This window comes from Sporosarcina sp. E16_3 (assembly GCF_017347125.1).
Taxonomy (GTDB): Bacteria; Bacillota; Bacilli; order Bacillales_A; family Planococcaceae; genus Sporosarcina.
The window spans coordinates 13,001-27,014 of the sequence record NZ_JADPRX010000012.1 but is presented as its reverse complement, the minus strand read 5'-3'; the positions used below and the strand labels follow the sequence as shown (position 1 = coordinate 27,014).

Annotated in this window: 15 protein-coding genes; 2 read left to right on the top strand and 13 right to left on the bottom strand. The window is 40.6% G+C overall.

Annotated features, from left to right (window positions below; translation table 11 throughout):
* Nucleotides 1–260 precede the first annotated feature (260 nt).
* Complete coding sequence (locus I2483_RS09205) at nucleotides 261–629, top strand: hypothetical protein (protein WP_207175494.1); 369 nt, start codon at nucleotides 261–263, stop codon at nucleotides 627–629.
* A gap of 83 nt (nucleotides 630–712) precedes the next feature.
* On the opposite strand, the gene rlmN is transcribed toward I2483_RS09205, so the two are convergent.
* From rlmN to hisZ, 11 genes are all read right to left on the bottom strand, one after another.
* Nucleotides 713–1,777 carry a dual-specificity RNA methyltransferase RlmN gene (gene rlmN, locus I2483_RS09200; protein ID WP_207175493.1) on the bottom strand — a complete coding sequence of 355 codons (1,065 nt, stop codon included), beginning with the start codon at nucleotides 1,775–1,777 and terminating at the stop codon, nucleotides 713–715.
* A 153-nt stretch (nucleotides 1,778–1,930) separates the two neighbouring features.
* Nucleotides 1,931–2,308 (bottom strand): cytochrome-c oxidase, encoded by a 378-nt coding sequence (locus I2483_RS09195; RefSeq protein ID WP_207175491.1) that lies wholly within the window; start codon nucleotides 2,306–2,308, stop codon nucleotides 1,931–1,933.
* Between the two features lie 184 nt (nucleotides 2,309–2,492).
* Nucleotides 2,493–2,672, bottom strand: a complete 180-nt coding sequence (locus I2483_RS09190; RefSeq protein WP_186669721.1) for a hypothetical protein — start codon at nucleotides 2,670–2,672, stop codon at nucleotides 2,493–2,495.
* Nucleotides 2,673–2,754: 82 nt separating this feature from the next.
* Nucleotides 2,755–3,819 (bottom strand): histidinol-phosphate transaminase, encoded by a 1,065-nt coding sequence (gene hisC, locus I2483_RS09185; protein WP_207175573.1) that lies wholly within the window; start codon nucleotides 3,817–3,819, stop codon nucleotides 2,755–2,757.
* Complete coding sequence (gene hisIE, locus I2483_RS09180; protein ID WP_481886332.1) at nucleotides 3,812–4,453, bottom strand: bifunctional phosphoribosyl-AMP cyclohydrolase/phosphoribosyl-ATP diphosphatase HisIE; 642 nt, start codon at nucleotides 4,451–4,453, stop codon at nucleotides 3,812–3,814. Before hisIE ends, hisC begins: the two co-directional genes overlap by 8 nt.
* A gap of 2 nt (nucleotides 4,454–4,455) precedes the next feature.
* On the bottom strand, nucleotides 4,456–5,217 hold the full coding sequence (gene hisF, locus I2483_RS09175; RefSeq protein WP_186669719.1) for an imidazole glycerol phosphate synthase subunit HisF: 762 nt from the start codon (nucleotides 5,215–5,217) through the stop codon (nucleotides 4,456–4,458).
* Nucleotides 5,214–5,930, bottom strand: a complete 717-nt coding sequence (gene hisA, locus I2483_RS09170; protein ID WP_207175569.1) for a 1-(5-phosphoribosyl)-5-[(5-phosphoribosylamino)methylideneamino]imidazole-4-carboxamide isomerase — start codon at nucleotides 5,928–5,930, stop codon at nucleotides 5,214–5,216. Before hisA ends, hisF begins: the two co-directional genes overlap by 4 nt.
* Nucleotides 5,931–6,118: 188 nt before the next feature.
* A complete protein-coding gene (gene hisB, locus I2483_RS09165) occupies nucleotides 6,119–6,703 on the bottom strand; it encodes an imidazoleglycerol-phosphate dehydratase HisB (protein WP_186669709.1) in 585 nt (194 codons plus the stop codon).
* Nucleotides 6,693–7,982, bottom strand: a complete 1,290-nt coding sequence (gene hisD / locus I2483_RS09160) for a histidinol dehydrogenase (protein WP_207175489.1) — start codon at nucleotides 7,980–7,982, stop codon at nucleotides 6,693–6,695. Before hisD ends, hisB begins: the two co-directional genes overlap by 11 nt.
* A gap of 6 nt (nucleotides 7,983–7,988) precedes the next feature.
* Entirely contained in the window at nucleotides 7,989–8,615 is a 627-nt protein-coding gene (gene hisG / locus I2483_RS09155) for an ATP phosphoribosyltransferase (protein WP_207175487.1), read from the bottom strand.
* A 1-nt stretch (nucleotide 8,616) separates the two neighbouring features.
* Entirely contained in the window at nucleotides 8,617–9,849 is a 1,233-nt protein-coding gene (gene hisZ / locus I2483_RS09150; protein WP_207175485.1) for an ATP phosphoribosyltransferase regulatory subunit, read from the bottom strand.
* A gap of 95 nt (nucleotides 9,850–9,944) precedes the next feature.
* On the opposite strand from hisZ, the gene I2483_RS09145 reads away from it, so the two are divergent.
* Nucleotides 9,945–10,742, top strand: a complete 798-nt coding sequence (locus tag I2483_RS09145; RefSeq protein ID WP_207175483.1) for a histidinol-phosphatase HisJ family protein — start codon at nucleotides 9,945–9,947, stop codon at nucleotides 10,740–10,742.
* Nucleotides 10,743–11,764: 1,022 nt separating this feature from the next.
* Here the strand turns inward: I2483_RS09145 and I2483_RS09140 are convergent.
* On the bottom strand, nucleotides 11,765–13,174 hold the full coding sequence (locus tag I2483_RS09140) for an S-layer homology domain-containing protein (protein ID WP_207175481.1): 1,410 nt from the start codon (nucleotides 13,172–13,174) through the stop codon (nucleotides 11,765–11,767).
* Between the two features lie 254 nt (nucleotides 13,175–13,428).
* Nucleotides 13,429–14,010, bottom strand: coding sequence for a YdcF family protein (locus I2483_RS09135; RefSeq protein WP_255550371.1), 582 nt, complete (start codon nucleotides 14,008–14,010; stop codon nucleotides 13,429–13,431).
* Between the last annotated feature and the right edge of the window lie 4 nt (nucleotides 14,011–14,014).

Here is a 14,014-nt window from a genome sequence, read left to right as displayed (position 1 = left end):
ATTCCTTTAATCAGAGGAATGGGATTTTTTCATTACTTAGAAATTAATTGGATTATGGATTAGTTACAAGTTAGTGAATTGTTGCCTAGCCTCACGGGCTATGGACTATATATGATTGGATATGATCGGTCTGGCGACATATAAAGTCAGTTAGCAAGGAGATATGATTGGTCGTGCTTACACTTTTGCTATTTTAATGCTTTCATTGGCATAATCACCCCATTATTCGATATGATGAACAATGAAAGTGGGTGCAGTTTATGATTAACAAGTTATGGAAGATTGGCTTTTTCACTGGACTTACGAGTTTCATTCTTCTCATAGTAGGTGTACGAACTATTTTGGGTCAAACGCTTGTCTTTACAAACTACTTAACATTTGGCCTTTTTGGGCTAATTATCGGTGTCTTTTCATTTTTACTGCTGTTTTACAATTTGAAAATTGCTTTCAGGATCTTCTTGATTGGTGTGGTTCTCGGTTTTGCAGAGTTTTTCCGCAGCTTATTAATGAATCCGAATGGGATAGGTGATGTACTCGGAATCTTGTCCTTGTTCATCATCTCTTCCTTTGGATTGGGACTGGCCTTTATTGTCCAGTTCATCGTGATTTTGATGAAGAAAAAAAGCTAGAACAAATGCGTCGGAGTCTATACGACAAAAAGAGTGTACAATTCCTAGTTTCCATAGGAATTGTACACTCTTTTTTTACTGCCTTAGACAGCTTTCTCTTTCTTAATTTGCTTACTTCTTAACTGGCCGCATGCCGCGTCAATGTCTGTACCATGTTCAAGTCGAACGCCGCAATTAATTCCTTTTCTTTTAAGCGTTTCGTAAAATGCTTTAATGTCTTCAGGTGTACTACGACGATACTGGTCATGTTCGTCAACAGGGTTGTAGGGAATCAAGTTAACATATGACAGATGACGTTTGTTTTCAAGCAGTTTTGCCAATTGTTGCGCTTCAGCAACATGATCATTCACATCATGCAACATTATATATTCAAACGTTATTCTGCGGTTTGTCGTTTCCAAATAGTAATCAATCGAATCCATCAATTTTTCAATCGGGAACGCTTTGTTAATTTTCATAACGCGTGTACGCAGTTCATTATTCGGTGCATGCAAAGAAACAGCTAAGTTGATTTGGATATTTTCTTCTGCGAATTCCTTAATTCGTTGCGGATTACCACTAGTTGAAACAGTAATGTGACGAGCACCGATTGAAAGTCCTTTTTGGTCATTAACGACGCGTAGGAAATCCATCAAATTTGAATAGTTATCGAATGGTTCGCCGATTCCCATAACAACAATATGGCTTACGCGCTCCTCTTGCTCTTTTGCATCGAGGTGATGCTGTACTTCCATGATTTGCTCTACAATTTCTCCAGCAGTCAAATCACGGCTCTTTTTCAACAAACCACTTGCACAGAAACTACAGCCGATATTACAGCCTACTTGTGTCGTTACACAAACCGATTGACCATAAGGGAATTTCATCAAAACGGTTTCAATCAAATTGCCATCTTGCATTTTGAAAAGGAACTTGATAGTGCCATCTTCAGACTCCTGTTTTACAGTCTGCTCCAGCGTACGCATAACAAAGTTCGCATCCAGCAAATCAATACATTCTTGATTAATATTCTTCATGTCCGCAAAGTTTGTTACACGTTTTTTATATAGCCAGTCCCAAATTTGTGCGGCGCGGAACTTTTTCTGACCTTGTTCCAATAACCATTCTGTTAGTTGTTCGATTGTAAGTCCATATATTGAATTTTTCATTAGTTATCCTCATTTCAGAAAATGCAATTCACATATTATACTACATGAAATTAGAAATTGGAACAACTAATTTAATTCACTGAACACTTTTGAATACATAAAAACCGCCTGCCCTCTCCACGTCTAGCGGAAAGGGCAGGCGGTATACCATTTTTATGCCGTTCGTTTATCCAGATTCATAAGAATATTGAAACCAAAACAGAAAATACCAATCAATGTCGCTGCCCCACCCGCCGTTGCGATTGGAAAAAATACAGGACTCACGCCTAAAATGGCTAATGCAATGGCAATCATCATAACTGGCAATCCAATATTATGAAGCCAAAAATGCCATTTTGCCAAGCCAGTCTTCTCCAAACTCGGATATAGATGATAAAAAACTCCAATGAGGGCTAATGACATCCATCCTAGCAAATTGATGTGAACATGCACAGACGTCAATGTAAAGATGTGTGTGAGCGACATGTAGAGCCCAAACGAAATCCCAAGCATGAAATAGACGACAGAAATCTTAAGCAGTGTTTTGCTCATTTTTCACTTCCCTTCTTTATTTTTTCACATCTTACATCGCTAACTCCTTACATCATTCTATGAACCACTGAATTCAAATAGTATATATTCAGTTGCGTTTCTTAGCTACACGTTAAAAATAAAACTAGGCATCCTCCATATTCCCTGGAGGATGCCTAGTTTGTGGTCACTACTTATTTAAACTTCATCGCACTTCATTCTTTGCGGCATTGTCCTTCTTTATTTTCATGACCAACGTTAAAATATTCAATAAGCTAAGAACCGTAAAAAAGATTCCAAAGCCAATTTGACCATCCCTAAATCGCGTAATTGCGAAATAACTCATGAATAATATTAGTGCGATATCAATATATTTTGATCCCATATCGAAAACCTCCCTTGTTTACACAAGTATAGCAGTTTCGATACATTTTTCATTAACTCATTTCATCTTCGAATCTACTAGTTCATTTCAAACTCAAGACGTCACTTAATTTCTCAACTAATCGTTCCATCTGTTCATCTGTTCCGATTGTTATACGTAGGTAGTTGTCGATTCCGGGTTTGTTAAAATACCTAACTAACACGCCTTCTTTTTTTAATTCATTGTAAATAAACTCTGCTGGAACAGTCTTATGTGAGGCGAAAACAAAGTTTGCTTGTGAAGGTAGTACGTCGAAATCGAGCTGTTGCAACGTCTCGTTCAACTTTTCCCGTGTTGCAATGATTTTTTGGGTCGTTTCCGTGAAATACGCTCTATCCTCAAACGCCGCTTTTGCCCCGACCAGCGCAAGACGGTCCAGCGTATAAGAATTGAATGAGTCTTTAATGCGAATCAATGCAGCAATTAATGAAGGAGCTCCCATCGCAAAGCCCACGCGTAAACCGGCGAGTGAACGTGATTTGGATGTCGTCTGGACGACAAGGACATTATCGTACTTCCGAATGAGTTCAGTCGCTGATTTTGATGCAAAGTCGATATATGCCTCGTCGATGATGACGACTTGGTCAGGGTTATTTTCGACAATCTCCTCAATGTGCCCAAGTTCAGCATAGATGCTAGTCGGTGCATTTGGATTCGGTAAAATGACGCCACCTTCGGACTGAAAGTATTTATCCACGGGCAATGTGAAATCTTTATTCAACGGAACTTCCTCATAAGGAATATCGAATAACTTTGCATAGACCGGATAAAAACTATATGTAACGTCAGGGAATCGAATTGGTATGCCTGGCTCGAAAAACGCCATGAAAGAGAATGCCAGTACTTCATCTGAACCATTACCTACGAATACTTCTTCAGCAGTAAGTCCATAGTACAGTCCTATCGTTTCTCGTAACTCAATCGCCGTTGGAGATGGATACAACTGGAGGTTGCGTCCCATCTCTTGCTCGATTGCAGCGATCACTTGCGGACTTGGAGGGTACGGATTTTCATTGGTATTCAGTTTCACAATGTCCTTTTGTTCAACCTGCTCCCCAGGAATATAAGGCTCGGTCCGTTTCACCATTGAGCTCCAAAATTTACTCATCTCGCAGCACTTCGCTTTTAGATCGTCTTTTCCGCAATTCGTTTTTGACATCCTCCACACTAACACCTAACTCTTCCATCAATACTAGTGAGTGATACGTCAAATCAGCAAGTTCACTTGTTACTTCAGCTTTGTCACGGTTTTTTGCGCCGATGACAACTTCAGTTGTTTCTTCTCCGACTTTTTTCAAAATTTTATCCAAGCCTTCACGGAACAGATACGATGTGTATGATCCTTCTACAGGGTTTAGACGTCGATTTTTTATTTCATCCGTGATTTCATGAACGATTGAGCGAGTCTGTACAACCTCATCGAGAATTTGCTTGTGGAAACAAGTCAATTCTCCCGTATGACAAGCCGGACCTTGTGGTGTAACTTGTACCAAAATTGCATCACTATCACAATCCAGTGACAAGTTCTTCACAATTTGTCGGTTGCCAGATGTTGCCCCTTTGTTCCATAGTTCCTGTCTTGACCTGCTGAAAAACCAGGTCTCTTTCGTATCAATCGTCTTCTGCAACGACTCTTTATTCATATAAGCAAGCATCAATACATTCCCTGTCCGGTCATCTTGGACAATTGCTGGAATCAGTCCATTTTCGTCAAATGATAATGTGTCGATTTCTAGTGTCATAGTCAGTCATTCCCAACAGATGTATTTTGTTCAGCTAGATATGTTTTTAATTCACCGATATTAATATCTTCGAAATGGAATACGGATGCTGCAAGCGCAGCGTCGGCTTTTCCTTCAGTCAATACAGTATGGAAGTGTTCAGGTTTCCCTGCGCCGCCGCTCGCAATGACAGGAATGTTGACTGCTTCCGCAATCGCCCGCGTCAATTCGATATTATAGCCACTTTTCACGCCGTCTTCGCCAATACTATTAACAACAAGCTCGCCGGCACCCAATTTTTCACCTTGAATCGCCCATTCTATAGCATCCATACCAGTATCTTTCATGCCTCCATTAGAAAATACTGACCACTTAGAAGGGCCCACTTCATTGACATCCATTGACAGTATAATTCGTTCAGAACCGAATTTTTTTGCGGCTTCTTCAATTAATGATGGATTGCTGAGTGCTGCACTATTGATAGATACTTTATCTCCACCGGCGTCAAACACCTTCTGGATATCTTCGACAGTCCGGATGCCCCCACCAACGATAAATGGTACGGGTACTTCTTTCGCAATTTCTGCAATTAAGTCAAGGAACATAGCACGGTTATTTGTTGAAGCCGCAATGTCGTAAAACACAAGTTCATCTGCACCGTCAGCTACATATTTCTTTGCCAATGTCAGTGGATCTGCAACTTCTTTAACTTCCAGAAATTTTTTACCTTTTACGACTTTCCCGTTATCAAAATCCAAACATGGAATTATCCGGTTGCTAGTCATCCCCGTTGTCCCCCTAATACTTTTTCTAAAGATAGTTTACCTTCATATAAAGCTTTACCAATAATTGCTCCGTATAAATCGAGTTCCCGTAACTGAACAATATCCTCTTCTGTGGAGACACCACCTGATGCAACAATGTCGATAGAAGATGCTTTGTCCATCATTTCCAGCTCGTGAAAATTAGGTCCTTGCATCATTCCATCTTTCAATATGTCTGTATAAATGACTGTTTTCACACCGATTTCTTCTAGTTCGTTTAACAAGTCAACTGCCAATACATCACTTGTTTCCGTCCAGCCGTCAGTTGCGACGAATCCTCTTCTTGCATCGATGGAAACTGCGATTTTATCAGCGTATTTTTCTACGGCTTGCTTTAAAAATGGTTTATCTTGAATCGCTGCCGTACCGATAATAACGCGGCTAACGCCGGATGCAATATGCGCGTCAATGATCTCCATCGTCCGGATTCCTCCGCCTACTTGAACCGGTATCGATACGCTTTTAGCAATCGCCTGGATGGCTTCGCGATTTAATGAGTTTCCTGTTTTCGCTCCATCTAAATCGACGACGTGAATGTAGTCAGCACCTTGTTTTTCCCATTCCAAAGCCATTGCTGTAGGTGAATCATTATAGATAATTTCCTGATCATAATCGCCTTGGATTAACCGAACACATTTACCATTACGTATATCAATTGCTGGAAATAAAATCATCATTGTTCCCCCTTGTTATATGAAGAATCTCATTGAATTCGTTGCGGCGCTCGGGGATGCCTCCCGCCATAAGCCAAGCAGCTTCGCCGCCAGTCTTATGGCTTCGGCTACCCCTTTTAAGGCGCCTTCGCTTAGTTTGTATAGGTATGTTCATTGGTTCACTATATAAGTTCATAAAGGAGATATTTTTATAGCATCCCCTTCGTAGATGGAACTCCTTTTACATCTGGATTAATTGCACTTGCTACGCGCAATGCACGTCCGAATCCTTTGAAAATTGATTCGATAATATGGTGACTGTTTTTCCCATACTGCAAATTTATATGCAATGTCACTTTGGCATGGCTTGTGAATGCTTGGAAAAACTCCTCAACAAGCTCCGTGTCGAATTCTCCTACTTTATCTTTCAAACCCTCTACGTTATAAACGAAAAATGGACGCCCGCTAATATCAATCGAAACTGTTGATAATGCTTCGTCCATAGGTGTTGACACTGTCGCATAACGTTCAATGCCCTCCTTTGATCCGATACTTTCATAGAAGGCTTGTCCCAATACGATGCCGATATCTTCGACGGAGTGATGCTGGTCCACGTCAATATCGCCGTCACAATCAACCGTTAAATCGAATCGACCGTGATTTGTGAACAGTGTCAGCATATGGTCGAAAAAGCCAACACCTGTTTTAATGTTTGTTGTTCCACTTCCATCAATCGCAAAGTCCAAGTTAATCTTTGTCTCCGCTGTCTGTCTTGAAATCGATTTACTTCGCATAAAAGTTCGCCTTCCTTACTTGAATTGAATTTGCATGGGCAGTTAAGCCTTCCGCATTCGCAATTGTGATAATATCTTCGGATACATCTTGCAATGCTTGCTCCGTATAATGAATAATGCTTGATTTTTTCATAAAGTCATAGACACCTAACGGCGATGAAAATGCCGATGTCCCGCTCGTTGGCAATGTATGATTCGGACCAGCCATATAATCGCCCAATGCCTCTGGTGAATAGTTACCTAAGAAGATTGCTCCTGCATTGTGAATGAACGGCAATTGCTCCATCGGATTTTGCACCATTAGCTGTAAATGTTCCGGCGCAAGCTTATTGACGAAGTCGTAAGCTTCCTCCAGTGAATCGACTAAGATAATGCGCCCATTATCAGCGATAGAAACTTCGATAATTCCCTTACGATCTGCTAGTTCAGTTTGCTTCACCACTTCTTTTTGAAGTGCTTCGGCAAATGAATTACTCGTCGTCACGCATACCGCTGTTGCCCGTTCATCATGCTCCGCTTGCGATAACAAATCCGCAGCGACAAACTCTGGAACGGCACTATCGTCCGCCACAACACAAATTTCACTCGGTCCTGCAATCATATCGATAGCTACGTCACCGAACACCCATTTTTTTGCCCGTGCTACAAATGCATTTCCAGGACCGGTGATTTTCACTACTTTCTTCACCGTTTCTGTTCCATATGCCAATGCTGCAATTGCTTGTGCACCACCAATTTTATAGACGATATCCACACCAGCTTCTTGCGCTGCTATAAGTACGTGTGGATTCACTTTGCCATCCGCTTGAGGTGGTGTCACCATTGCAATCCTACCGACTCCCGCAATTTTTGCTGGAATCGCATTCATGAGAACAGTCGAAGGATAAGCCGCTTTTCCACCGGGTACGTATATACCGACACTGTCCAAGGGAGTTACTTTTTGACCAAGTACAATTCCTTTTTCTTGATTGATAAACCAAGATTGTTCTTTTTGAATTTCATGGAACGCAGTAATGTTTTGCTTTGCTTTTCGTAGTGCAGCCAAAAACTCCCCTGTAATCAATGCCTGCGCTTCTGCGAACTCCTCAGCCGTAACAATCAAGTTATCTAGCCATACGCCATCAAACTGTTCGGTATAGCCTTTCAATGCCTGATCCCCGTCTTCACGGACTGTTTCGATAATTCCGAGCACGGTTCGGTCAAATTCGAAATTAGTTATTTGTCCTGCTACTTGTTGCTCTTTCTCTTCTCTATATTGTTCCAACGTTACAATTCGCATAAATTATCACTCCAATGCAGCTTTTAAGTCCGAAATGACTTGCTGGATTTGACTGGTCCTTGTCGCATAACTTGCTTTATTAACAATCAATCTCGCGCTAACATCCGCAATTGTCTCTAAGATGACTAATCCATTTTCTTTTAGTGTCTTGCCCGATTCAACAATATCAACGATGACATCAGCCATACCTATAAGCGGAGCCAATTCGATGGAGCCATTCAACTTGATAGTCTCAATACGAATGCCTTTGCTGTCAAAATAGGCTTTTGTCACTGCTGGATATTTTGAAGCAACCGTCAGTAACGCACTGCTCGGAAATTGTTTATCTGGAAACCCGGCAACAGCCAGCTGGCATTTTCCAATTCCAAGATCCAGCAGTTCATAGACATCTACTGGATCTTCCATAATCGTATCTTTACCGACAATCCCAATATCTGCTGCTCCTTTTTCGACGTAAGTTGGAACATCGACTGCTTTCACAAATATGAGTTTTACTTTATTTTCATCATCATAGATAACAAGCTTCCTGCTTTTATCATGGTATTCTGAAAAACGGATGCCTGCTTTTTCGAAAAACGCTAACGCTTTGTCAGCAGTACGCCCCTTCGCCATGGCGATGGTAAGATGTGTCATTTCAATTCAATCCCCCTACGAGTAAATCCAACAACGCTTTTAAGTCCGTAAATGTCGTAACTTTATCTTTATAAAGAAATGAATTACTATCTTTCTCCAAACGTATCGAGTAAACACTCTGTCGTGGATCTACTGTTTCCTTGTGCGCTGAAAATGACAGCACACTATAATTCCGTTCCCTTAATTCATTGGCGATGGCGATGGCTTGTTCCAATTGGCTATCTGCATACGTTATTTTTACATCGATTGAAAAGCGGGATGTAACTTCCCTGCTATCTGTCGCTTTAACCAACGATTCAATTTCACATGCAAACCCAATCGCCGGCAATCTTGCTCCAAACTCGTTTCCTAACTCATCATAGCGCCCACCCATTAAAACAGGTTTCCCAAATCTTTCGACATATCCTTGGAAAATAACCCCTGAGTAATAACCCATATGATTGATCAATCCCAAATCCATGACGATATACTGTTCCAATCCGTACATTTTCAATATACTGTAAACATCCATTAAATAATCGAGCGTGTCCTGCATTTTTTCCGTTAAGACAATCCCCGTTGTCCGTTCACTCACATCAACTGGGTTACCATATAGAAACGGAATCCGTTCGATTACTTCTCTAACTTCATCTTCAATGTCCAGGTTTTGAAGAAAAGGTCCAATTTCTACAACATTTTTCGCTTGTATCAAGGACTTCAATTGATCAATTTGAAGTGACGTAAGTGGCATCTTTTGGACAAGTTCATTGAAAAATTCAGCGTGCCCTAATTCTATTTTAATATCACTGAATCCCAAATCCCTCATTAAATGACAAGCTAGTGCAATTACTTCTGCATCCGCTTCAGGAGAACTATCGCAAAAATATTCAACGCCTGCTTGTGTACGTTCAATGCTTTCATTTTTATCAAATGGCTGACGAAATACCTCTTGTACATAAAAATAACGAAGTTCACTTGAAAGGCCCGGGAAATTTTCCACCAGTTCCCTTGTAATTGGAATCGTGACATCGGGCCGCAATACCAATACTTGCCCTGTATGATCGATTACTTTAATCATTTCATTTTGGTTTATCGAGCTTTTTACTTTTGAATATAAATCATATTGTTCAAAAGCCGATGTCTTAATGCGTTTATAGCCGTATGTGGTAAAGCGCTTGTTGATTGTCTTAATGATTCTTTCAAACTTTTCACTATCACTTAACATTCGTTCAGGATACACTTCATTTCTAACCATTTCCAACACCCCTTACTTTACTGCTTTACTAGACTAAAGTTATTTAGTACTATAAAGGTATACCAACGAAATGTCAATAGGAGGAATGATTAATAATGTTCGATTATCACATGCACAGTTCGTTCTCTGCAGACTGCCCAATTTCAATGGAAGATATGATTGAGGGAGCGATTCATAAAGGATTAACTGAAATTTGTTTTACTGAACATATCGACTATGAATATCCCGATGATACAATTGTTTTTGACTTTGACAAAAAGGATTACGCAAGTAAATTGATAGAGATGCAGAAGAAATATGAAGGGCGTATTCGTATAAAGAAAGGCGTTGAAATTGGTGTACAGCCACATATACTAGACAGATACGATGGGCTTATGGACACAGAAACATTCGATTTTGTAATCTGTTCCATGCATACCGTCGAAAAAAAGGGATTACACTACGGAGAGTTTTTTGAGCATAAAACCATCGAAGAAGCATATGGCATTTATTATTCAGAGTTATTATATTGCGTGAAAAACTATAAACAATTTAACATCCTCGGTCATGTCGACCTAGTGAAAAGATACACAAAGAAACCCTGTGTTAACCCTTTTCATGATGAATTAACGGCTATCTTCAATGTTATTATTCCGGAAGGCAAAGGAATTGAGTTGAATACTTCTGGTGTCCGCTATGGATTGACCAATGGTATGCCGAGTGATGACATTCTTAAGCTTTATAAACAATGCGGAGGTGAAATCATCACACTTGGTTCGGATGCACATAAACCCGAAGACATTGCATTCCAATTCAGCGAATCGCTGCAGTTGTTGCAGTCGATTGGATTCAAGTATATCACTACATTCGACAATAAAAAACCCACTTTTCACGCAATTAGTAATATGATGTGAATTGAGAATAGCGCAAGCTCATGGGCGCTTGAGCTAGACACTGAGAAAAGCGCAGGAGCCTGGTAGACCCGACAAGCGCTGGAGGGCCTTAAGATAAAGACGCTTTTTGCCTTTAACTTAAGGACTGAAGCGACTCGAGGGGCTAGGCGCCGGAGACTAGACACTATTCCATGTTGAAAAACTTATACTTTTCTTCACGCCTGTTGATTACCCAAAAGCAACAAGCAAATAACTTGATCACGCACTGCGTGCTACGTGTATAGTTGCATTTGGATTACTTTGGATTGAACGACTACTATACCGTTATCGAGATGTCTGGATGTATAGGGATGCGACTTTGTCGCATCCCTATACATTTTTTTCGGTAATCGTATGGTGGTCCTTCATCCGCCCTGCTCCAAATGCATATGTACACGTAGTGCTAAAGCTTTTTGGGACGAAAGAATAGCTGGCTTCTTAACTGGATAAAAGCCACCAAAGATGCAATTTTGGCGGCTGATGCTTTCTCTATGGTTTTTTCTTTAAAAGAAGTGTTACTTTCTATAAGGCATCACATGATTAGATGTGTACTCTTTGCTAAAAGTAAGCAAGGAACACATTGTACAGAGTACTAGAGCGCCCGAAATTGTATCTTCGGGCACTTACAACCTCTATAGAAAGCCATCTATTCTTTTCTTTCAAAGCAACTGCATTTTTCACTGGAACATTGTAGGAACGCGACAGGCAACTATTCGCAACAGGATTATAGAAAAGAGTGTGGCTAGAAGTGACGAAGTCACCGCTAGCCACACATACCCCTCAATGGAGGAATGTACTGCAATTCCTCCCCAAATCTGTCATGAATATTTCGCCGAAAGCGAGCCGGAAATGATCCAGTGTAAGTGGCGGATATCAAGCCCTTCTCACCTGTATCTTATGCAAATAAATGGCTAATCAACCGACGTGATTATTCTTACCTTTAAATAATACGGTCCAGTACGCCTCTACTTACTAGAGACATACTGGACCGTTTTTCACATCTATTATTCTGCTTGTTTAAATATAGAGGTAAAATTAACAATCATTTTGGCAGCTTGTGCACGCGTAGTTGAGCTGCTTGGCATGAATTTCCCTTGGAATCCAGTTGCAACATCTAATTCATGAAGCATTGAAATAGCATTTACTACTTCCGCATTATAACTTCCGAAATCAGAATAAGGTGCTTTAGTAGAGGCCTTGTATGCTTTTCCTGTTACGCTTCCATATGCACGCTCTATCATTAAAGCTAATTGAGCACGCGTCACTAAATCACTAGGATTAAAGTTCCCTTTATTCCCTTTAATAATTCCATATTTATAAGCGGCATTGATGTCAGCCTTGGTTTTATCTGCATAATTACCAGTATCGCCAAATGGAGCTACTTCTTCTGTTTTTAAACCTAATGCGCTCACAATTATTGAAACGGCTTGCACACGTGTTAAGTTTTGATCAGGTTTAAATGTTCCGTCCGAGTAGCCACCAATGATTTTAGCAGCCGCTGCTTGTTCAATATAACTTCTCAAACCATGATTCGAAATATCTGAAAATACTTTTGGTGTCGTTGGATCAGCTACGGGGCTACTTGCCTCCCCCCCCGGATTAGCTGTTCGCATGTCCGTCCAAAATTGCTCAGTCACTTTTTTATAGCCAGCCTCACTCAGGTGGATATTCCCCGGATTTGGAAGGTACGTCATGTAGTTTGACGCAATTACATCACCTGTTGGCACGAAGATTGCTTGCGTTCCCACTAGCCCTGTTGCAATAGCTTTATTCAACATATCTAGCAACTGTTTGAGCAATGGCTGCATGTCTTCAGACATATAATAAAACGGGTTATAGTAGCCCATGACATACACTTGCGCTTCGGGATTGATTTCGTTGATTTGAGCCATAATCGATTTGTAATTTGTACCTACTTGCTGGAGAATTGTCAACGCCATTTGCTGATCGATGGAGATCTTACCTGTCGCCGGATCTTGTTTCATGAGTGGTAAAATATCATTTGCTCCGACGCTAATTGTGATTACTTCTGCATCCTTGATGGATTGCTGAAGTTTGGCCGTCTTCTCTTCGAAGCCAATGCCGTAAATTTCCTTCGTTACGTTCAGTTTAATATCATTTAAAACATCTGTTGTTTTATAGCCTGGATACGAGAAGCCTTTGTTATAAGTCTTTAAAGCACCTATCTTCTGCATTGACTCTGCTAAGAAATCCGCATAGCCGTTCCCTAACTCATTGTTTGGAGTAACGCCTGCCGCCAACGAATCACCTAGAGCAAGATAATCAATTGGTTGTGTCCAAGAAGGAGCACTTGAATCGATTTCTTCCGCTGAAAAGTGATATGGAACTACAATCATTTGGATCATGAGCACAATTACGAAAAGCATTCGAAATTTGAACCTCGTTTTCACCATAATATGCCTCCTATTTTATGTTTTTGTGAACCTCTTACCTTAGTGAATCCCCTTGTCAATTCGTCTTCGCATTTTAACGTGCAAAACTAGTGCTACCCTTCAATTAATTCGACGTAGAATACTAGTTTTCCTTTATAGTTATTGGTACCCATCTTTTATTGTTTAAACACTCGACTTTTCAGCAGATTGGTAACTTATATAAATCAAATAAAAGCTATTTTTATCACCATCATCAAAGAAAAACGGTTGCCCGTTTATTTCCCTACGATATAGGTCTTCACAAGCGCGATACGCTCCCGCACAGTCAATTTTGCAGCTACCACTTTTGGTGTTTTAGCCGATACGGCATCCGATGCAAGGCCAAGGTTAGCCGCAATTTTCCGCGCTCTAGCAAGGTGATAATCACTTGTAATGATTGTGACCGATTGAATTTCAGACGGCAATAACTTTTTCGAAAATAGTATATTTTCATAAGTTGAGGTAGATGCTGTTTCTAAAATAAGCCGTCCCTCAGCGATGCCATTCTCCGTTAAAAACCGTCTCATCGCTTCCGCTTCGCTAATAGGCTCATCAGAACCTTGGCCACCAGATAAGATCATGGTCAAATGTGGATGGTCATTGGCATACTGGAGCGCAGCATCCAAGCGATACTGCAAAGACAGCGACAGGGAATCTTTTTTCACTTTCGCCCCGAGTATGATTGCATAGTCATTCGTTCCATCTGCTGCCGGTTCCACTCCCTCATCCATCCATTTACCCGTTAACCACCACAAAAATAAACTAAAAATTGTAAGCACAATAGCACCAGCCATTGCTATTTTCTTCGATTTTTTCAATACA

Coding starts and splice junctions, on each gene's coding strand:
- I2483_RS09195 (WP_207175491.1), bottom strand. CDS start 2,308: ATGAGCAAAACACTGCTTAAGATTTCTGTCGTCTATTTCATGCTTGGG.
- hisF (WP_186669719.1), bottom strand. CDS start 5,217: ATGACTAGCAACCGGATAATTCCATGTTTGGATTTTGATAACGGGAAA.
- hisA (WP_207175569.1), bottom strand. CDS start 5,930: ATGATTTTATTTCCAGCAATTGATATACGTAATGGTAAATGTGTTCGG.
- I2483_RS09145 (WP_207175483.1), top strand. CDS start 9,945: ATGTTCGATTATCACATGCACAGTTCGTTCTCTGCAGACTGCCCAATT.
- hisIE (WP_481886332.1), bottom strand. CDS start 4,453: ATGACACTAGAAATCGACACATTATCATTTGACGAAAATGGACTGATT.
- hisZ (WP_207175485.1), bottom strand. CDS start 9,849: ATGGTTAGAAATGAAGTGTATCCTGAACGAATGTTAAGTGATAGTGAA.
- I2483_RS09140 (WP_207175481.1), bottom strand. CDS start 13,174: ATGGTGAAAACGAGGTTCAAATTTCGAATGCTTTTCGTAATTGTGCTC.
- I2483_RS09205 (WP_207175494.1), top strand. CDS start 261: ATGATTAACAAGTTATGGAAGATTGGCTTTTTCACTGGACTTACGAGT.
- hisG (WP_207175487.1), bottom strand. CDS start 8,615: ATGACACATCTTACCATCGCCATGGCGAAGGGGCGTACTGCTGACAAA.
- rlmN (WP_207175493.1), bottom strand. CDS start 1,777: ATGAAAAATTCAATATATGGACTTACAATCGAACAACTAACAGAATGG.
- hisD (WP_207175489.1), bottom strand. CDS start 7,982: ATGCGAATTGTAACGTTGGAACAATATAGAGAAGAGAAAGAGCAACAA.
- I2483_RS09190 (WP_186669721.1), bottom strand. CDS start 2,672: ATGGGATCAAAATATATTGATATCGCACTAATATTATTCATGAGTTAT.
- hisC (WP_207175573.1), bottom strand. CDS start 3,819: ATGAGTAAATTTTGGAGCTCAATGGTGAAACGGACCGAGCCTTATATT.
- hisB (WP_186669709.1), bottom strand. CDS start 6,703: ATGCGAAGTAAATCGATTTCAAGACAGACAGCGGAGACAAAGATTAAC.